General features: G+C 72.4%; 23 protein-coding genes. 7 read left to right on the forward strand and 16 right to left on the reverse strand.

Features of this window, described 5'->3' with window-relative positions; translation table 11 throughout:
• Nucleotides 1-9: 9 nt before the first annotated feature.
• Nucleotides 10-921, reverse strand: a complete 912-nt coding sequence (locus tag AC3WRM_RS02220; RefSeq protein WP_492248996.1) for an SGNH/GDSL hydrolase family protein — start codon at nt 919-921, stop codon at nt 10-12.
• Nucleotides 922-1,008: 87 nt separating this feature from the next.
• Between AC3WRM_RS02220 and AC3WRM_RS02225 the strand changes: the two genes are divergently transcribed.
• Nucleotides 1,009-1,701, forward strand: coding sequence for a tyrosine-protein phosphatase (locus AC3WRM_RS02225; RefSeq protein ID WP_492248997.1), 693 nt, complete (start codon nt 1,009-1,011; stop codon nt 1,699-1,701).
• Nucleotides 1,702-1,728: 27 nt separating this feature from the next.
• On the opposite strand, the gene AC3WRM_RS02230 is transcribed toward AC3WRM_RS02225, so the two are convergent.
• Nucleotides 1,729-2,226 carry a GNAT family N-acetyltransferase gene (locus tag AC3WRM_RS02230; protein ID WP_492248998.1) on the reverse strand — a complete coding sequence of 166 codons (498 nt, stop codon included), beginning with the start codon at nt 2,224-2,226 and terminating at the stop codon, nt 1,729-1,731.
• Nucleotides 2,227-2,354: 128 nt separating this feature from the next.
• Between AC3WRM_RS02230 and AC3WRM_RS02235 the strand changes: the two genes are divergently transcribed.
• Complete coding sequence (locus tag AC3WRM_RS02235) at nt 2,355-3,173, forward strand: SDR family NAD(P)-dependent oxidoreductase (RefSeq protein ID WP_492248999.1); 819 nt, start codon at nt 2,355-2,357, stop codon at nt 3,171-3,173.
• A 52-nt stretch (nt 3,174-3,225) separates the two neighbouring features.
• Here the strand turns inward: AC3WRM_RS02235 and AC3WRM_RS02240 are convergent, their stop codons facing one another.
• From AC3WRM_RS02240 to msrA, 11 genes are all read right to left on the reverse strand, one after another.
• Nucleotides 3,226-3,669 (reverse strand): Hsp20/alpha crystallin family protein, encoded by a 444-nt coding sequence (locus AC3WRM_RS02240; RefSeq protein WP_492249000.1) that lies wholly within the window; start codon nt 3,667-3,669, stop codon nt 3,226-3,228.
• 120 nt (nt 3,670-3,789) lie between these two features.
• Nucleotides 3,790-4,353 carry a mismatch-specific DNA-glycosylase gene (locus AC3WRM_RS02245; protein ID WP_492249001.1) on the reverse strand — a complete coding sequence of 188 codons (564 nt, stop codon included), beginning with the start codon at nt 4,351-4,353 and terminating at the stop codon, nt 3,790-3,792.
• On the reverse strand, nt 4,350-5,570 hold the full coding sequence (locus tag AC3WRM_RS02250) for an MFS transporter (RefSeq protein ID WP_492249002.1): 1,221 nt from the start codon (nt 5,568-5,570) through the stop codon (nt 4,350-4,352). Before AC3WRM_RS02250 ends, AC3WRM_RS02245 begins: the two co-directional genes overlap by 4 nt.
• A gap of 68 nt (nt 5,571-5,638) precedes the next feature.
• Nucleotides 5,639-6,139, reverse strand: a complete 501-nt coding sequence (locus tag AC3WRM_RS02255) for a CBS domain-containing protein (protein WP_492249003.1) — start codon at nt 6,137-6,139, stop codon at nt 5,639-5,641.
• Between the two features lies 1 nt (nt 6,140).
• Nucleotides 6,141-6,383: a MoaD/ThiS family protein gene (locus AC3WRM_RS02260; protein WP_492249004.1), complete on the reverse strand. Its 243-nt coding sequence runs from the start codon at nt 6,381-6,383 to the stop codon at nt 6,141-6,143.
• Nucleotides 6,349-7,083: an NAD(P)/FAD-dependent oxidoreductase gene (locus AC3WRM_RS02265; RefSeq protein ID WP_492249005.1), complete on the reverse strand. Its 735-nt coding sequence runs from the start codon at nt 7,081-7,083 to the stop codon at nt 6,349-6,351. The genes AC3WRM_RS02260 and AC3WRM_RS02265 overlap by 35 nt, the downstream gene beginning before the upstream one ends.
• Entirely contained in the window at nt 7,080-7,409 is a 330-nt protein-coding gene (gene fdxA, locus AC3WRM_RS02270; RefSeq protein ID WP_492249006.1) for a ferredoxin, read from the reverse strand. Before fdxA ends, AC3WRM_RS02265 begins: the two co-directional genes overlap by 4 nt.
• Before the next feature lie 3 nt (nt 7,410-7,412).
• Nucleotides 7,413-9,590, reverse strand: coding sequence for a molybdopterin-containing oxidoreductase family protein (locus tag AC3WRM_RS02275; RefSeq protein WP_492249007.1), 2,178 nt, complete (start codon nt 9,588-9,590; stop codon nt 7,413-7,415).
• A gap of 126 nt (nt 9,591-9,716) precedes the next feature.
• On the reverse strand, nt 9,717-9,968 hold the full coding sequence (locus AC3WRM_RS02280; protein WP_492249008.1) for a hypothetical protein: 252 nt from the start codon (nt 9,966-9,968) through the stop codon (nt 9,717-9,719).
• 7 nt (nt 9,969-9,975) lie between these two features.
• Entirely contained in the window at nt 9,976-10,173 is a 198-nt protein-coding gene (locus AC3WRM_RS02285; protein WP_492249009.1) for a hypothetical protein, read from the reverse strand.
• Between the two features lie 92 nt (nt 10,174-10,265).
• Nucleotides 10,266-10,916 carry a peptide-methionine (S)-S-oxide reductase MsrA gene (gene msrA / locus AC3WRM_RS02290; protein WP_492249010.1) on the reverse strand — a complete coding sequence of 217 codons (651 nt, stop codon included), beginning with the start codon at nt 10,914-10,916 and terminating at the stop codon, nt 10,266-10,268.
• Between the two features lie 89 nt (nt 10,917-11,005).
• On the opposite strand from msrA, the gene AC3WRM_RS02295 reads away from it, so the two are divergent.
• Both AC3WRM_RS02295 and ilvA read left to right on the forward strand, forming a co-directional pair.
• Nucleotides 11,006-12,121: an AI-2E family transporter gene (locus tag AC3WRM_RS02295; RefSeq protein WP_492249011.1), complete on the forward strand. Its 1,116-nt coding sequence runs from the start codon at nt 11,006-11,008 to the stop codon at nt 12,119-12,121.
• Between the two features lie 50 nt (nt 12,122-12,171).
• Nucleotides 12,172-13,365, forward strand: coding sequence for a threonine ammonia-lyase (ilvA, locus tag AC3WRM_RS02300; protein WP_492249012.1), 1,194 nt, complete (start codon nt 12,172-12,174; stop codon nt 13,363-13,365).
• A 23-nt stretch (nt 13,366-13,388) separates the two neighbouring features.
• Here the strand turns inward: ilvA and AC3WRM_RS02305 are convergent, their stop codons facing one another.
• From AC3WRM_RS02305 to AC3WRM_RS02315, 3 genes are all read right to left on the reverse strand, one after another.
• Nucleotides 13,389-14,033, reverse strand: a complete 645-nt coding sequence (locus AC3WRM_RS02305) for a hypothetical protein (protein ID WP_492249013.1) — start codon at nt 14,031-14,033, stop codon at nt 13,389-13,391.
• A gap of 76 nt (nt 14,034-14,109) precedes the next feature.
• Nucleotides 14,110-14,610: a transcription elongation factor GreA gene (gene greA, locus AC3WRM_RS02310; protein ID WP_492249014.1), complete on the reverse strand. Its 501-nt coding sequence runs from the start codon at nt 14,608-14,610 to the stop codon at nt 14,110-14,112.
• Nucleotides 14,611-14,693: 83 nt separating this feature from the next.
• A complete protein-coding gene (locus AC3WRM_RS02315; RefSeq protein WP_492249015.1) occupies nt 14,694-15,071 on the reverse strand; it encodes a DUF4307 domain-containing protein in 378 nt (125 codons plus the stop codon).
• 104 nt (nt 15,072-15,175) lie between these two features.
• On the opposite strand from AC3WRM_RS02315, the gene mca reads away from it, so the two are divergent.
• From mca to AC3WRM_RS02330, 3 genes are all read left to right on the forward strand, one after another.
• Nucleotides 15,176-16,048 (forward strand): mycothiol conjugate amidase Mca, encoded by an 873-nt coding sequence (gene mca, locus AC3WRM_RS02320; RefSeq protein WP_492249016.1) that lies wholly within the window; start codon nt 15,176-15,178, stop codon nt 16,046-16,048.
• Nucleotides 16,049-16,082: 34 nt separating this feature from the next.
• Complete coding sequence (locus AC3WRM_RS02325; RefSeq protein WP_492249017.1) at nt 16,083-16,331, forward strand: hypothetical protein; 249 nt, start codon at nt 16,083-16,085, stop codon at nt 16,329-16,331.
• Nucleotides 16,332-16,789: 458 nt separating this feature from the next.
• Entirely contained in the window at nt 16,790-18,808 is a 2,019-nt protein-coding gene (locus AC3WRM_RS02330; RefSeq protein ID WP_492249018.1) for a thioredoxin domain-containing protein, read from the forward strand.
• Nucleotides 18,809-18,886: the final 78 nt, after the last annotated feature.

Below are 18,886 nucleotides of genomic sequence, written 5' to 3' on the forward strand. Positions count from 1 at the left end.
GCGATCGACCTAGCGGCGGCGGAGGATGCGGGCCCAGCGGCCGTCGCGGGTGACCTCGGTGCCCTCGCGCTCGCCGGCGCGCTCCGCGGCGTCGGTGAGCGACATCGTGCCGGGGGAGCCGCCGAAGTGGGCGACGGCGAAGTCGCGGTCGCGCTCGCGCCAGGCCGCGGCGAGCGACGGCACCAGCACCGACACCATGTTGGCGTAGCCCGTCTCCGACGGGTGGAAGCGGTCCTCGCCGAACATCACGTCGTACTTCTCGGTGAACAGGACACCCAGCAGGCTGCCGAGCGACACCGCCCGACCACCCGCCCGCACCACGGCGATCGTCTGCTTCCGGGCCAGTGCGCGGCTCTTGCGCCGGGCGATCCAGCGCAGCGGCTGCGGGATCGGGCGCACCGTGCCGAGGTCGGGGCACGTGCCCACGACCACCTGCGCCCCGCCGTCGACCAGGCGGCGCACGGCCGAGCCGAGCAGCCGCGTCGACTGGTAGGCGGGCACCCGGTGCGTCACGTCGTTCGTGCCGATGATGATGACCACCAGGTCGGGGTCGAAGTCGCCCGCCGCCTCGATCTGGTCGCGCAGGTCCGACGTCACCGCGCCGACCACGGCCTCGGAGCGGATCTCCACCTGCGCGTCGAGGACGTGCGACAGGCCGATGCCGAGCATCGCCGGCGGGGTGGCGTCGGCGCGGCTCATGCCGTACCCGACGGCGGCCGAGTCGCCCAGCACCAGGCAGCGGACGGGGTCGCGGGGGAGGTCCTCGCCGTACACGCCGTCGGCGCGTGGGGGCCGTGCGTCGGTGACCCCGATCGCCCGCTTGGCGACGAGGATCTCGCCGAAGACGACGCCCCAGTAACCGGTGACGGCGGCGAGCCCTCCGACCGCGACCTGGGACGCGATCTTGTTCGGGGCTCTCACGTCGCCATGCTAGAGGTCGGTGCGACGGCCAGCGTCCCCAGGCGGTGCCGATCGGGGGTGTGGGTCCTCACACCTACGATGAGCCGCGTGAGCGTCACCCTCCCGAACTTCCGCGACGTGGGCGGCGTGGCCGGCCACGACGGCGCCACCGTGCGCACCGGTCTGCTGCTGCGCAGCGGCGTCCCCGAGCCCACCGACACCGTGCCCGACGGCACCCCGTGGCCGCCCGCGCTGGTCGTCGACCTGCGGTCCTCGATGGAGCACGGCGGCCCGCACCCGCTGGCGCCGCTCGGCCCGCGGGTGGTCACCCTGTCGCTGCTCTCGTCGCTCGCGCCCGGCTGGCACGAGGACACACCCACGCTCACGCACCTCTACGGCAAGGTCCTCGACACCGCGGGTCCGCTGCTCGTCCAGCTGGTCGACGAGGTGGCGCGCACCGCGGCCGAGGGTGGCGCGTCCCTGGTGCACTGCGCAGCCGGCAAGGACCGCACCGGCATCTCGGTGGCGCTCCTGCTGCGGCTGCTCGGCGTCCCACGCGACGACGTCGCCGCCGACTACATGCTCACCGAGCATGCCACCGCCGCGATCGACGCCCGGCTGCGAGCCCCGGGGTCGGACCACCCGCCCGTGCCCGCGGCCTTCCTCACCGTCCCGCGCGAGGCGATCGAGCACGTCCTCGACCGCTGGCAGCAGCACCCGGGCGGCGTCGACGCGTGGTTCGCCTCGGTGGGCGGCGACACGAGCACCGTCGAGCGGCTGCGCACCGCGTTCCTGGACTGAGGGACGTGGGGCTCAGGACTCCTGGGCTCAGGACTCCGCGAGCCGCGCGATGGTCTTGCCCGTGAGCCGGTACGCCAGCCACTCGTCCTGCGGGACCGCCTCCAGCGACTCGTAGAAGCGGATCGCCGGGGAGTTCCAGCGCAGCACGTCCCACTCGACGCGCGAGTAGCCGCGCTCGGTCGCGATCCGCGCGAGGGCGGTGAGCAGTCCACGACCGATCCCGCTGCCGCGCCGCGTCGGGCGCACGTAGAGGTCCTCCAGGTGGATGCCCGGCACGCCGTCCCACGTCGAGAACGTCCGGTACCAGAGGGCGAAGCCGACGATCCTGCCCTCTCCGGACTGTGCGACGAGGGCGTGCGCCGGCGGGTCCTCGCCGAACAGCGCCTCGTAGAGCTGCACCGACGTCATCCGTGCCTTCTCGACGGCCTTCTCGTAGTCGGCGAGCTCGCGCACCATGGCGACGATGTCGGCCACGTCCTCGGGGCGGGCCTCCCGCACTCCGGGCGGCATCAGCAACGTCGTCACGCGTCGAGCGTAGGGCCGAAAGACCCGGGCCGTGCGGTGAACGGGGTAGCAGGGTTGCCCCGCGCGGGCGGCGTGCCCTACGCTCATTTCGGATACCGACGGTATCTGGACTCGAGAGGACGCAGCGCATGACCCACTACAGCCACAAGGTCGCCGTCGTGACGGGGGCCGCCTCCGGCATCGGGCGTGCGCTCGCGGTCGAGCTCGGACGACGCGGCGCCACGGTCGCCGTGTGCGACGTCGACGCCGCCGGCCTCGCCGAGACGCAGCGCCTCGTGGAGGCCACGGGTGCGCGGGTGCGTGGCGACCTCGTCGACGTCGCCGAGCGCGAGCGCGTCGAGGAGTACGCCCGCGACGTCGTCGCCGACCTCGGTCGCGTGAACCTGGTCTTCAACAACGCCGGCATCGCCTACTCCGGCACGGTCGAGGAGATGTCGTACAAGGACGTCGAGAAGATCATGGACGTCGACTTCTGGGGCGTCGTCCACGGCACCAAGGCCTTCCTGCCGCACCTCGTGGAGTCCGGCGACGGTCACGTCGTCAACATCTCCAGCATCTTCGGCATGTTCTCGATGCCGTCGCAGAGCGCGTACAACGCCGCCAAGTTCGCGGTGCGCGGCTTCACCGAGTCCCTGCGCCAGGAGATGGCCCTGACGCAGCGGCCGGTCAAGGTCACCTGCGTCCACCCCGGCGGCATCGCCACGAACATTGCCCGCAACGCCGACCAGGCCGAGGGGCGCGACCACGACGAGCTCGCCCGATCCTTCGACAAGGTCGCCCGCACGTCGCCGGAGAAGGCGGCACGGGTCATCCTCGCCGGCGTCGAGAAGGGCAAGGCTCGGGTGCTCGTGGGCACGGATGCCCACGTCCTCGACCTCTCGGTGCGACTGCTCGGCTCGCGCTACCAGAGCGTGTTCGCGGCCGCCGGACGTCGCCTCGGCCTCTGACGTGCAGCGCCCCCGCCACCAGGGGTGACGGGGGCGCGGTGCACGGACGGGATCAGCCCTGCGTGATCTCGATCCGGGTCGGCTCGGTGCCGGCGAAGACACCGGCGACGCGGACCGACAGGATGCCGGCGTCGTACGAGGCGCTGATGGCGTCGGCCGTGACGTGGCCGGGGAGCCCGAAGGTGCGCTCGAACGAGCCGTAGCGGATCTCGCTGATCCGGCGGTTGTTCTCGCCGTCCTCCTCGGAGCGCTCGTCGCGGCGCTCGCCCTTGACGACGAGGCGTCCGCCGGTCACCTCGACGGAGACGTCGTTGGAGACGTCGATGCCGGGGAGCTCGAGTCGCACGACGACGTCGTCGCCGTCACGGACGGTCTCGACGGCCGGCGTGAAGTCGAGGCGGGCCGCCGAGCCCTGGGTCGGGCTGAACGCGCTGCGGACGAGCGAGTCGAACTCGGCGAAGGGGTCACGGCGGGTGAAGACGGAGACGTTGCTCATGATGGTCCTCCTGGTGGGTCGTTCGGTCCGGCCACCGCGACCGGACATCCAGTACAACGTGAGTCTACTCGACTCAATTTCCTTGACGAAGTTCCTGTGCGTTCGCCGTCGGCGAACGCGTCAGGAGGGAAGGCTCGGGACGTCGTCGACGGGGACCCCGGCAGCCTGTGCGACCTCCCGGTAGTCCCGCGCGAGCGAGTCGATCGTGGCGTGCGCGTTGAGACCGCTGGGGTTGGGCACCACCCAGAGCTCTGCGCCCTCGAGGTCGCGCGGCTGCCGGCCGAGCCGGGCCTTCCGGTCGGCGAACGCGACGCGGTAGCTCGTGACCCCGGCGACGGCGACCACCCGCGGGCCGTACGCACGGACGGCGGCAGCCACCCGCTCGCGCCCGGCGCGCACCTCCTCGTCGTCGAGCTCGTCGGCGCGTGCCGTGGGTCGGGGCGACAGGTTCGTGATCCCGACGCCACGCTCCAGAAGGACGGGCGCGGCGAGCGCGGGTGTCGTCGCCGTCTCCGGCAGCACGCCCGCCCGCCGCAGGGCCGGGTAGAAGCGGTTGCCGGGGTGGGCGAAGTGGTAGCCGGTGCGGGCGGTCAGCGGGCTCGGGTTGATGCCGACGAGCAGCAGACGCATGCCGGGACCGGCCAGGTCGGCCACCTCGGGCAGGTCGTCGAGCGACTCGCTCACGACGCGACGGCCACCTCGGTCTCGACCTCGGCGGCGCGCTGCTCGGTGCGCGAGCGCAGCCCCATGACCGCGGCAGCCGTGCAGGCGACGGCCACCGTGATCATGAACGGCGCGAAGATCGTCCGCGGGCTCCAGATCGTGGCGGCCCAGCCCGCGAGCACCGTCGGCACGGCCATGGCGCTGTAGGCGAGGACGTAGAACGCCGACATGACCTCGCCCCGGTGGGCCGACGGCACGTGCTGGGTCAGGTGGCGCAGCGAGCCGCCGAACGCGAGGCCGAAGAACAGGCCGACCAGGGTCGAGGTCGCCGCGATGCCCCACGCGTGGCCCCACGCCACCGCGGGCACGCACAGCACGAGGGAGGCGGCGGTGCCGAAGTCGCCGACGATCGCGCTCGTGCGGGCGGGCCACCGTGCCCCGAACGCCTGGCTCAGCGCCGACGCCGCCGCCGAGGCGGCGACGACAGCGCCGCCGAACAGCACCGACGTGGCGCCGATGGCCTCCGAGGCGATCCGCGGGTAGAGCGACAGCAGCACGCCCAGCACCGACCACGACGCCATGACGCCCAGCGCGGAGAACCGGAAGTGCGCGGCGATCTCCCGCGGGACCCGAGGCCGCGCCACGTGCAGGCGGACGGCGCGCTCCTCCGTGTGCGGTTCGCGCATCACGAGCAGTCCCAGCAGGAGCACCGCGACGATGCCGGCGAGGATCGCGTAGGGCAGGACCGTGGGCGCCGGCCCGCGGTCGACGATCAGCGAGACCGCGACGAGCACGACCGCGATGCCGCTGTTGAACACGACGCCGGTGATCCGGCCCGTGCGATCGCCCTCGTCGGGCCGCAGGTCGAGCAGCGCGGCCGAGGCGACGACCACCACGGCACCCACGCCCAGACCGTGCAGGATGCGGGCGGCCAGCAGCCACACGACCGAGTCGGCCGCCATGAACAGGCCGAGGCCGGCGAGGATGAGCAGCGCGGCCGCCATGAGCACGGGGCGTCGGCCGTAGCGGTCGGAGATCGACCCGGTGACCAGCACGGCGGCCAGGGCGGCCACGGCGTAGACCGCGAACACGATGGTCGTCGTGAGCGGTGCGAAGCCCCACTCCTGCGCGTACAGCGCGTAGAGGGGCGCGGGCGCGCCGGACACGCCGAGCGAGACGGCGACGAGGGCCAGGAGCATGCCGAACGCCCAGCGCTGGACGGGCCGGGTGGTGGTCATGGGTCTCCTGGAGCGGGTCGACGGTGGACGGGCCACCGGTACGTCGGCCCCGAACGACGACAACGTCGCTACAGGTCGTTGCATTCCCGAACCAGTGGGCTGCGTGGTCGGCCCGTCGTGCTCGATCCGTCCTCGAAGGGTTGGCCGGTCGTGCGTGACGCCCGCCGGGCCGCGACACCCGCGTCGGAGCAGAAGCCGCGGCCGTGCCGCTTGAGGCACAGCAGACCGACGAGGACGCCGGCGTCGTCCACGACGGCGAGGCGGCGCGACCGGGACCGCTCGAGGAGCTCGTGGGCCTCGTCGAGCCCGGTGCCCGCGCGCACCGTGCGGCCGGCGAGCTGCGCGTACGCGAGCGCGGGCTGGTCGTCCGTCGCGTCGTCGGGGACGTCGCCCTCCACGACCACGCCGCGCAGCACCGCCCCGTCGACGACGAGGATCGCGTGCAGGTGGTCGTCGCCGAGCACCTCCCGGGCGTCGCCGACGGTCAGGCTCGTCGGCCACGACTTCGGCTCGTGCAGCATCGCGTCCTCGACCACGGAGGTGCGACGGTCAGCGGGGGACGCGGTCACGTCATCCCCCTGCCACGGGCGGGATGACCGCCACGTCGTCGTGCTCCGCGAGCGCCTGGCCCGAGCCCCGCGCCGCCTGGACGCCGTTGACCCAGACGCGGCTCGCGTCGAGCACGGCACCGAACCGGTCGCCGTACCGCTCGACGGCCTCGTCGAGCAGACCGTCGAGCGTGCCGGCGGCGAAGCGGTCGTGCGCACGGCCCGAGGCCTCACGGGCGAGGGCGAACATCAACAGGGTCGGCACGGGTTCCTCCACAGGCTCTCGGGGTCCATCTCATCTCATCCGCCGATGTAGGACATCTCGACGGGACCGTGCTCGACCGGAGCCGCGCGACGCTCGCCTCGTGGGCACGGAACGCGTCGCGGCGGTGCACGAGGGCGACGCTGCGGGCCACCGGCTCGAGCGTCGTGGCCCAGTCGACGGCGCTGTCGCCCCCGCCCACGACCACGACGTCGGCACCGGCGTAGTCGGCGGGCCGCGGGACGAAGTGCACGACTCCGCGGCTGACGTACTCCGCGCCGACGGGCAGGGGCCGGGGTGCGAAGCTGCCGATGCCTGCGGCGAGCAGCACGGCCCGTCCGCGCAGCACCGTGCCGGCCGCCGTCGTGAGCAGGGCGTGGTCGGGGCCGGTCACGAGGTCGACGACCTGCTCGCCCAGCACGTAGTGCGGCTTGGCGGACTCGGCCTGCTCCACCAGGGCGTCGACGAGGTGCTGACCCTTCACCGCGGCGTACCCGGCGACGTCGAAGACCTGCTTCTCCGGGTACATCGCCGCGGTCTGGCCGCCGAGGTGGTCGAGCGCGTCGACCACGGCCACCGACATCCCGCGGAACCCTGCGTAGTACGCCGCGTAGAGGCCGACGGGTCCACCGCCGACGACGACCAGGTCGACGTCGACGTCGAAGCCGGCCGTCTCGACGGGACGGGACGCGTCGGCGCTCATCCGGCGGCACCGCCGCTCGGCCACGACGCGACCACGGGGTGGTCGGCGCCCAGGGGACCGACGTCCTCGGCGCCGCCCTCCGCGTGCGGGAACGTCTCGAAGAACTCGACCGCCACGTCCTTGAACTGCTCGAGCTCGGCGGTCAGCTTGTACTCCGACGCGATGGCGCCGTTGGGGCAGGCGGAGACGCACTTGCCGCAGTCGACGCACTCGTCGGGGTGGATGTAGAGCATCCGGTCGCCCTCGTAGATGCAGTCGACGGGGCACTCCTCGCGGCAGGCCTTGTCGGCGGCGTCGATGCAGGCCTCGGTGATCACGTACGCCACGGCTCAGGCCTCCCCGGCGCCAACCGGCGCGACCTCGATGAGCGTGTCGGAGAAGGTCGGTGCGTTGCCGAGGTCGGCGAACCGGGTGGGGTTCAGCGAGCTCAGCGTCGAGAGACCCAGCGCGTCGGATCGCCAGTGGCCGACGTAGCAGACCGTGACCCCCGGCATCGTCGAGGCGTCGACCTTGGCGAGGAGCTCGACGCTGCCGCGGTCGTTGAAGGCGCGGACGACGGCACCGTTCTCGATGCCGCGCTCCGCGGCGTCGTCAGGGTTGATGATGAGCGTCGCCGGCTTCTGCACCTTCTGGTGGAACTCGATGTTGGCGCAGCTGGAGTTGATGAACGCGTGCGACTTCGGCGAGATGAGGTTGAGCGGGTACCGCGACGCGAGGTCGGGGTCGGCCGACGCGTTCTCCCGCGGCGGGATGTAGTGCGGCAGCGGGTCGACGGGCTGGCCGGGCTGGTGGTCGTTGGAGCCCTGTCGGAACAGCGGCACCACGAAGTTGCCGCCCGCCGCGGCGGAGGAGAGGAACTCGGTCTTCCCGGACGGTGTGCGGAAGTTGCCCTCGCGGTGCGGGGCGTACTCGTCGGAGGAGGGCACGCTGAGCCGGGCCCAGCCCTTCTCCTTGAGCGACTCGACCGTGATGCCCTCCATCGCGGGGGACGACCAGTCGAACGCCTCGGCGATCATCTCCTGGTCGGTGCGCGTGAAGATCGGGTCGTCGTCGAAGCCCATGGCGGCGGCCAGCCGTCGGAACAGCCCCGTGTTGGGGACGGCCTCCCCGCCCGGCTCGATGGACGGGTTGTTGTACGTCGCGTACAGGTGGCCCCAGGAGAACATGATGTCCTCCTGCTCGAGCTGCGTCGTCGCGGGCAGCACGATGTCGGCGTAGCGCGCGGTGTCGGTGATGAAGTGCTCGCTGACGACCGTGAAGAGGTCCTCGCGCGAGAGTCCCTCGAGGAGCGTGGCCTGGTCGGGGGCGACGACGACCGGGTTGGAGTTGTAGACCATGAGCGCGTGCAGCGGCGTCCTGAGCTCCAGCTCGCCGGTCAGCGCCTGGCCCAGCAGGTACTGGTTGACCACCTGGGTGCCGGGCGTCTGCAGCTCCGGGTGCATGAAGGCGGGCCAGTTCACGGGGAACGCCCACAGCGGGAGCTGCAGGATGCCGCCGCCGGGGTTGCGCCACGCGCCGACGAGCGCGGGCAGGCACGACAGGGTGCGGACGGTCTGGCCGCCGCCGGCGTGCCGCTCGACGGCCACACCGATGCGGATGACCGACGGCTGCGACGTCGCGTACTCGCGGGCGAGGGTGCGGATCGTCTCGACGGGGATCCCGGTCTCCTCGCTGGCCCACTCGGGGGTGTACTGCTGGACGCGCTCGACGAGCTCGTCGTAGCCGATCGTGTACTGCGCGATGTACTCGTCGTCGGTGAGGCCCTCCTCGATGATCACGTGCATCATGGCGAGCGCGAGGGCGCCGTCGGTCCCGGGTCGGATGGGGATGTGCTGGCTGGCCTGACGCGCGGTCTTGGTGCGCACCGGGTCGACCACGACGACCTTCGCGCCGCGCTTCTTGGCCTCGGCGATGTAGGGCCACAGGTGCAGGTTGGTGCTCATGATGTTGGCGGCCCAGATGAGGATGAACTTCGAGTGCACGAGCGACTCGGGGTCGACGCCGGCGGTGTCGCCGATCGTCATCGCGTACGCGGTGCAGGAGCCGGAGTCGCAGTAGGTCCGCTCGGCGACGGTGGCGCCGAGTCGGTTGAAGAACGGGTCGCCGACGTTGAGGCCGTTGATGATGCCCTGCGTGCCGAGGTAGCTCACCGGCATGATCGCCTCGGGGCCGTGCTCCTCCTTGACCTGGGTGAATCGGGCGGCGATCTCGGCGATGGCCTCGTCCCACGTGATCCGCTCGAACTCGCCGGCGCCCTTCGGGCCGGTGCGGCGGAGGGGGTAGAGCACGCGGTCGGGGTGGTAGACCTTGTCGAGGTAGTTGTCGACCTTCACGCACAGGCCGCCGTTGGTGTACGGCTGCTCCTTGCTGCCGGCCACGTCGACGGCCACGCCGTCGCGGACGGTGACGACCATCGCGCAGGTGTCGGGACAGTCCTGGGGGCACGCCCCCAGCACGGTCAGCTCGCGGGTCGCGGTCTCGGGGGTCGAGTCGTCGAGCAGGGTCATCATCACTCCTGGGCTTGAGTCGGGGATCTCTCAAGCCTGGGTCGCGGACCCCCCGTCCGTCGTCGGGTCGAGCGACAGACAGTTGACGATCCGCGACAGGTCACGTGGCCCGCGCGGACCCACCCCTCAACGCAGCCGGCGGCGTTCGCGGGCCGGACGTGCGTCGATCCAGCGCTGGAGCGCCCGGAGGCCCAGCCACGCGCCGACGAGCAGGAGGACGGTGACGAGGAGGTGGAGCGAGACGAGCCCGCCGACGACGCCGAGCAGCACCGCCACCCACCCGGACGACGCGACCACCGCCGTCCAGAGCGCGACGGCGACCACCAGCTCCACCCCGAGGGAGAGGACGCTCCCGCGCACCGCTGCCGAGTCCTTCACGGTCGGGTCAGAGCCCGTCGTTCGTCTGCCCGGCCGCGACGAAGACCAGGGCGACGGTGGTCAGCGCCAGCACGAGGGTCAGGGCGAGGAGCAGGAAGCCGTTGGCGGCCGGGCGTTCCAGGGCGCCGTCGACGAGACGGTGCGCGCCCAGGCCGGCGGCGAAGGTGGCGAGCACGCCGAGGAGGATCAGGATTCCGATGTCCACGGCGCGAGCGTAGGGCAGGCGGCGGTGACCGTGTCGCAGGACGACGAGGTCCCGCCACGCCTCGGCGTGACGGGACCTCGGTCCGACGGGTCTCAGGCGTACGAGACGCCCGTGGCGTGCAGCGGGCAGTAGCCGAACGGGTTCTTCGCGAGGTACTGCTGGTGCGGCTCCTCGGCGTAGTAGTAGTCCTGCAGGGGCTGGATGGCCGTGGTGATGCGGCCGTAGCCGGCCTTGGTCATCTGCTCCTGGTAGCGCTCGCGCGACTCCTCGGCCTGGCGCTGCTGCTCGTCGCTCGTGGTGAGCAGGACGGAGCGGTACTGGGTGCCGCGGTCGTTGCCCTGGCGCATCCCCTGCGTCGGGTCGTGGTTCTCCCAGAACACCTTGAGCAGGTCGGCGTAGCTCACCGTCGCGGGGTCGAACACGATGCGCACGACCTCGGCGTGACCCGTGCGACCCGTGCACACCTCCTCGTAGGTGGGGTTCGGCGTCAGGCCCCCGGCGTAGCCGACCGACGTCGACCAGACACCGGGCACCTCCCAGAACGTCTTCTCCTCGCCCCAGAAGCAACCCAGCCCGACGACGGCGACCTCGAAGCCGTCCGGCACGAGGTCGGAGTCCAGCGGGGTCTCGATCGGGGTGCCGAGCACGCGGTGCGTGGTGCCGACGGCGAACGGACGCTCGGCGCGTCCGGGCAGGGCGCTCTGCGCGTCGGGGAGCTCGGTCTTGCGGGTTCCGAAGATCATCGGATCACTCTCCTTGGGTCCACCGGCGTCAACGACACTGCGAGGCTGGCTGTTCCCGCTAGTGTCGGTGCTGTGACGGGAGTACGCAGGTGAGCACGCGGCCGGAGATCCCTGTGGGCGTGGAGATCGCGACGGCGTGGGCGTGGCGGCTCCTCGTCCTCGGCGTCGCCGGGTACGCCCTCTACTGGCTGCTGAGCTTCTTCTCCGAGGTGACCGTCCCCATCGCGGTGGCGCTGCTGGGCACCGCGCTCACCATCGGTGCCGTCGACTGGCTCGACCGCCGGGGGCTGCCTCGCCTGCTGGCCACCGCGATCGTCGTCCTGGTCATGCTCGGGGGGTTCTTCGGGCTGCTCACCCTGGTCGGGCAGCAGCTGTCGACCCAGTTCTACGACCTCAAGGCGCAGGTCATCGCCGGCATCGCGCAGGTGCAGGACTGGGCCCAGAACGGTCCGCTCGGGCTCAGCGAGACCCAGCTCGACCGCTACGTCGACCAGGTCGAGGACGCCATCCGCACCTTCGGGGAGCGGACCGCGGTCGACCAGCTGGCCGCCGTCGGCACCACGCTGACGCACTTCGTCGCCGGCTTCTTCATCGCCCTGTTCGCCTCGTTCTTCTTCCTCTACGAGGGCAACCGGATCTGGGCCTTCGCCGTCGCGCTGTTCCCGCGGTCGGCGCGCGCGAAGGTGCACAGCTCGGGCGAGACGGCGTGGGCGAGCCTCACCAGCTTCGTCCGCGCGACCGTGCTGGTCGCGCTCACCGACGCGATCGGCATCGCCGTCTCCGCCTGGCTGCTCGGCGTGCCGCTGGCCTTCGCGATCGGCGTCCTCGTCTTCCTCGGCGCGTTCGTCCCGATCGTCGGCGCCCTCGTCTCGGGCCTCGTGGCCGTGCTGGTGGCGCTCGTCGCGCAGGGCCCGATCGTCGCGCTGATCATGCTGGCCGCCGTGGTGGCCGTGCAGCAGTTCGAGTCGCACGTGCTGCAGCCGTTCCTGATGGGCCGCTTCGTCGCCGTGCACCCGCTGGCCATCATCATCGCCATCGCCGGCGGCATCACCGTCTCCGGCATCGTCGGCGCTCTGGTCGCCGTGCCGCTCGTGGCCTGCCTGAACGGCATCGTGCGCCATCTGGTGGAGGAGTCGGGCACGCCCGTCGCCGACGACGGCCTCCCCGAGGACGATCCGCCCGAGGTGAAGGCAGAACCGGCCTGACGCCAGCGTCGCCTGTCGGACGACGGGACGTCAGCACCTAGGCTGACGTCATGGTCGACCTGAGGGACGTCGAGGCCGCGCGCGACCTGCTCGCGCCGGTGGTGGAGCGCACGCCGATGGCGCACTCGCGGTGGCTCAGCCAGCGGGTCGGCTCCGACGTGCACCTGAAGTGCGAGAACCTGCAGCGCACCGGGTCGTTCAAGATCCGTGGTGCCTACGTGCGCATCGCCGGGCTGACCGAGGCGGAGCGCGCCCGCGGCGTGGTCGCGGCGAGCGCCGGCAACCACGCGCAGGGCGTCGCCCTCGCGGCGCAGCTCCTCGGCACGCGCGCCACGATCTTCATGCCCGACGGCGCAGCCCTGCCGAAGGTGGCGGCCACCCGCGGCTACGGCGCCGCCATCGAGTTCGCCGGCACGGGCGTCACCGAGGCGCTGGTGCACGCCAAGGCGTTCGCCGAGCGCACCGGTGCCGTGCTCATCCACCCCTTCGACCACGAGGACGTGCTCGCCGGCCAGGGCACCGTCGGCCTGGAGATCATCGAGCAGCTGCCCGAGGTCCGCACCGTCCTCGTGCCGCTCGGGGGCGGGGGGCTCGCCGCGGGCATCGCGCTGCTGCGCGAGCGTCGCCCCGACGTGTCCGTGATCGGCGTGCAGGCAGCCGACGCCGCCGCGTATCCCGGGTCGCTCGCCGAGGGCCACCCGGTCGCGGGCGTGATGGGACCGACCATGGCCGACGGCATCGCCGTCGCCGAGCCGGGGCTCATCCCCTTCGAGGTGATCGCCAAGGAGCTCGACGACGTCGTCACCGTCAGCGAGGACGCGATGAGCGCCGCGCTCATCGGCCTGCTCGAGCGCGCGAAGATGCTGGTCGAGCCGTCCGGGGCGGCTGGCGTCGCCGCGCTGCTCGACGACCCCGAGCGGTTCGCCGGACCGGTCGTGCCGGTCCTGTCGGGCGGCAACATCGACGCCCTGCTCCTGCTGGACGTCATCCGGCACGGCCTGGCCGCAGCCGGCCGGTTCATGCAGCTGCGGGTCAGGTTCTCCGACCGGCCCGGCGAGCTGATGCGGCTGCTGACCGACCTGGCCGCCCTGCAGGTGAACGTGCTCGACGTCGCGCACGACCGGGCGGCCGACTCCCTCGGGGTGCGCGAGGTCGAGGTGGCCGTGCAGGTTGCCACCCGCGGGCCCGACCACGCCGCCGACGCGCTGCGCCGGCTCGCCGGCCTGGGGCACCGGCTCGTCTGAGTCCAGTCGTCGGTGCCCCGTGGTCAGGGTCGGATGACGGGCAGGGTGCGGCGCAGCCAGGCGCGGTACTGCTCGTCGGCGTACCCGTAGTCGCGCACGAGCGTCGTGTACGTCTCCGCCGCCGACACCAGGTTGACCTGCACCGTCAGTGCCGGCAGGTCGGCCTCGTCGATGGGCTCGAGGATGCCGAGGTCGAGCATCCAGCGGGTCGTGACCTCGAACGACTCGCCCTTGAGACGCACGAGCTCGGCGAGACCCTCGGCGACGACCGGTTCGAACTGCGCCGTGGCGCGCAGGGCGGTCCAGAGGTCCGCCGACCGGGCGTGGCCGTCGGCCAGGAAGCCGACCATCCCCTCCAGTCCCTCGTCGCGGTCCGTCAGCGCCAGGACGTCCTGCGCGGTCGACGCGTCGAGCACCGACTCCCACTCGCCCGTACCGGCGTACCGCGTGCGGAAGGCCTCCAGCAGCAGGTAGGCCTTGCTGCCGACCGAGACGACCGAGTCGACCGACACGCCGGCCTCCGCGGCGATGCTCGCGAGCGTCGTGCCCACGAAGCCGCGCGCGGCGAACCCGGCCGCTGCCGCGTCGATCACCCGACGGCGCGTCTCCGCAGCCCGCCGAGCGCGCAAGGGCGACGTGTAGCCCCGCTTCGCCGCCTCGACGCTCATGCCGTCGAACCTACCCCCGCGCCGAAGGATGACGGAAGGCCGGCTCCACGACGGGAGCCGGCCTTCGGTCAGGCGCTCAGAACGGCTTGGCCTCGACGATCGAGACCGACAGCGTCTTGCCGTTGGGTGCCTCGTAGGAGGCGTCCTCGCCGACCTTCTTGCCGAGGATGGCCGCGCCGAGCGGCGAGGTCGGGGAGTAGACGTCGAGGTCGACGGCCGAGTCGAGGCTGAGCAGCTCGCGCGAGCCGAGCAGGAAGCGCTCGACCTCGTCGTCGCCCGCGAAGGTGACGCCGACGACCATGCCCGCCTCGACGACACCGTCGTCGGCCGGCTTCTCACCGACCTCGGCGCGGCGCAGCATGTCCTCGAGCTGCTGGATGCGGGCGTTGGCCTTGCCCTGCTCCTCGCGGGCGGCGTGGTAGCCGCCGTTCTCCTTGAGGTCGCCCTCGTCGCGTGCCGCCGCGATCTTCTCGGTGATGTCGGGCATGACGACCTCCTTGAGGTTCGCCAGCTCGGCCTTCAGGCGGTCGTACGCCTCCTGGGTGACCCAGATGGTCTCGGTGCTGGACTGCGACATGGTGGAACCTCCCGGCCGACATGCAGGTGAAGACAAGCGCAACCCCAGGCGTCGAGCCCGGGGTTGAACGACCACCCTAGCAGTCAGTCCAGGACTTGGCACGTCCTCACGACGGCGGTGACCGCCTCGCGCTCGGTGGTGATCGGCACCGTCACCCGTGTGCGCTCGCCTCGCCCGGCGGGCACGTCGACGGTCCGCTCGCCGACCACGGAGTGGTCGAGCGCCTGCGCGTAGAGCGTGCACCGAGCGGGGACGGGGTCGGGCCGACGCACGTCGAGCGTCGCCACGACCCGGGTGGGCGACTCGACGGTGTACCCGTGGATCTCCCCGGACACGGGGTCGGTGTCGAGCGCGACCCACGCCGCCCAGGCGACGCCGAGGAGCACGCCGACCGCCGCGACGGTGGGCCACAGCCAGCGGCCGCGAGTGCGTCGGCCGTAGCGTGCGTCGAGGGTGCTCACCCCTCGATTGTTCCAGGCGCCCCCACGGCGTCGGGTGCCGCCGTCGTCGCTCGGACGGCGGGCCCCGCGCCGCACCGAGGTCCGTCCGATGGAAGACTGGGCGGGTGACCGAGAAGCTGCGCCTCATGCACGTGCACGCGCACCCCGACGACGAGTCGAGCAAGGGTGCGGCGTCGACCGCCCGCTACGTCGCCGAGGGGGTCGACGTCCACGTCGTCACCTGCACGGGCGGCGAGCGCGGCAGCATCCTGAACCCGCAGTTCAAGCACCCGGGCATCGAGGACAACCCCGAGCTCATCACGGAGATCCGTCGCGAGGAGATGGACCGCGCCCGCGAGATCCTCGGCGTGAAGCAGGACTGGCTCGGCTTCGTCGACTCGGGGTGGCCCGAGGGCGACCCGAAGCCGCCGCTGCCGGAGGGCTGCTTCGGCCTGGTCCCGGTCGAGGAGGCGGCGGTCCCGCTCGTGCGCCTGGTCCGCTCGTTCCGTCCGCACGTGCTCACGACCTACGACGAGAACGGCGGCTACCCGCACCCCGACCACATCAAGTGCCACGAGATCAGCGTGTTCGCGTACGAGAAGGCGGCCGACCCGACGTGGCACCCGGAGCTCGGCGAGGCGTGGCAGGTCAGCAAGCTGTACTACCACCTCGGCTGGAACTGGCAGAAGCTCACGGCCATCTCCGAGGCGCTCGAGCGGCACGGACTCGACAACCCCTACGCCGAGCGGATGAAGGAGTGGGAGCGCAAGCCCGAGGACGAGGCACGGCTGACCACGCGGGTCGAGTGCGCGGAGTACTTCCCCGTGCGAGACGCGGCGCTGCTCGCCCACGCCACGCAGATCGACCCGGACGGCTGGTTCTTCTCCGTCCCCAACGAGGTGCAGGCCGAGGCGTGGCCCACGGAGGACTACCAGCTCGTCGACTCCAAGGTCGAGACGACGGTGCCGGAGGACGACCTCTTCGCCGGACTGCGCTGACCTCGCCGACGTCGCGGCCCCGTAGGATGACGGCATGAACGAGCTCGTGACGTACCTGGTGACGGCCGAGCGGCCGCGTGGTCTCGACCCGAACATCGTGCGTCCCGGCTGGCTCGCCCTCGGGATCGTCGCGCTGCTCGGCGTGGCCGTGTTCTTCCTGGCCAAGTCGTTCGCGAAGCACACGAAGCGCGCGGCGCAGCCCTGGGAGGGCGACGCCGACGAGACGACGTCGTCGACCTCGCGCGGCCGCTCGGCGGACGAGGGCCCGGTCAGCCGGGACTGACGCGCGGCCGGCTGGCGCGCGCGAGAGTTCGCTCAGGCGCCGGCAGAGCGAAGGATTCTTCCTTCGCGTGGACCGTGCCACGAGTAAGGAAGAATCCCTCGTCATTCCCACCGCAAGGGGCACGCAAGACTCTGCGTTCGCGTGCGACGATCGAATGCTTCTGCGTTGGTGACGGGATCCCGTAGCAAACGCAGCATCCTCGACCCTCCCGCGCACGAACGCAGACTCCTGCGTCCCACACGAGCCACAGTCCGAGTGCCGGTCCCGGCCGGCCCGGTCGAGGCCCTTGCGGAGACCACACCCAGCGCCAGCCGAGGCAGCGCACACAGAAGGTCACGACGACGACGGCAGCCAGCGCAGCCGCAGGACGACCGGAAGCCACGCCGACGCAGCCGCAGGTCACCGCGCCCCCATCCGCGCCGCGCGCGAGGTGGGCGCGTCCCTGGCAGGGTTGAGGTGTGCCGAACCGACTCAGCGCCGCGACCAGCCCGTACCTGCTGCAGCACGCCGACAACCCGGTCGACTGGTGGGAGTGGGGCGAGGAGGCGCTCGCCCTCGCGCAGTCGCTCGACCGCCCGATCCTGCTCAGCGTCGGCTACGCGGCATGCCACTGGTGCCACGTGATGGCGCACGAGTCCTTCGAGGATCCCGCGACGGCGCAGTTCATGAACGACCACTTCGTCAACGTGAAGGTCGACCGGGAGGAGCGTCCCGACGTCGACGCGGTCTACATGCGCGCCACGCAGGCCATGACCGGCCAGGGCGGCTGGCCCATGACCGTCGTGCTCGCCCCGTCGGGCGAGCCGTTCTTCGCCGGGACGTACTTCCCGCCGGAGCCGCGCCAGGGGCACCCGGCCTTCACGCAGGTGCTGCAGGCCCTGGCCGACGCCTGGGAGAACCGTCGCGACGAGGTGATGCAGGTGGGCGCCGACGTGCTCGCCCACCTGCGCGACACGGTCGACGCCGGCGGCTCCGCGCTCGACGCCGACGCGCTCGACGCCGCGCAGTCGGTGCTCTCGAGCCAGCACGACGACGAGGCGGGCGGCTACGCGGGCAGCCCCAAGTTCCCGCCGTCGATGGTGCTGGAGGCGTGCCTGCGGCACTGGGCGCGCACCGGCACCGAGCGCTCGCTGGAGATGGTGCGCACGACGTGCGAGGCGATGGCGCGCAGCGGCACCTACGACCAGCTGGGCGGCGGGTTCGCCCGCTACGGCGTCGACCGGTACTGGCAGGTGCCGCACTTCGAGAAGATGCTGTACGACAACGCCCAGCTGCTGCGGGTGTACCTCCACTGGTGGCGCGCGGAGCGGGCCTCCGGCGACGAGCGACGCCAGGCGTTCGCCCGCCGCGTGGCCGTCGAGACCGCCGACTTCCTGCTCACCGAGCTGGGCACGCCGGAGGGCGGCTTCGCGTCGGCGCTCGACGCCGACAGCGCCGACCCGACCGGCGCCGTCCACGAGGGCGCGTACTACGCCTGGAACCCGAACCAGCTCATGCGGCTGCTCGGCGCCTCCGACGGCGCATGGACGGCGCGGCTCCTGGGCGTCACGGGCGCGGGCACGTTCGAGCGCGGCTTCTCGACCCTGCAGCTCCTGGAGGACCCCGACGACCCGGACCGGTGGGCGACGATCCGCGCGCGGCTCCTCGACGCGCGCTCCCAGCGGGCCCGCCCGGCGCGCGACGACAAGGTCGTGGCCGCGTGGAACGCGCTGGCCGTGATCGCCCTGGCCGAGGCAGGGGTGCTGCTCGAGGACGAGCGGTACACCGAGGCCGCCGTGCGGACGGCGACCCTGCTCGCCGACGTGCACCTCCGCGACGACGGACGCGTCCTGCGCGCCTCGCGTGACGGGGTCGCGGGCGAGCATGCCGGCGTCCTCGAGGACCATGCGACCGTCGCCGAGGCCTTCGTGGCCACGCTCGGCGTCACGGGCGACGCAGTGTGGCTCGAGCGGGCGCAGACGGTGCTCGACCGCGTGCTCGACCACTTCGGCGCCGACGACGGCGGCTTCTACGACACGGCCGACGACGCGTCCGACCTCGTCGTGCGACCGCAGGACGCGTCCGACAACGCCTACCCGTCGGGCACCTCCGCGGCGGCGCACGCCCTCGTCGCGGCGGCCGCCGTGACGGGGGAGCCGCGCTACCGCGACGCCGCCGAGCGCGCGGTACGGGCCGCGGCGCAGCTGGGGGAGAAGGTGCCCCGGTTCGCCGGGTGGACGCTGGCGGCGGCCGAGGCCCTGCTGGCCGGACCGGACGAGATCGCCGTGGTCGGCCCGGACGTGCAGGAGCGTCAGGACCTGCACCGCGCCGCGCTCCTGCGCACGTCGCCCGCCGTCGTCGTGGCCGCCGCGACGGCGACACCTGCCGTGCCCCTGCTCGCCGACCGGGTCGCGGTCGAGGGTCGGGCCACGGCCTACGTGTGCCGCGACCACGTGTGCGCGCTGCCCGTCACCGACCCCGCGGCGCTCCTGCCCTAGTTGTACTTGGCAGGCACGTTGGTGACACGGGGTTGTGAAAGGGGAGGACCTCCCGGCTTAGTGGAGATGTCTGACGTC

The sequence above is a fragment of the Aeromicrobium sp. EU05-FHT14F07 genome (assembly GCF_058790455.1).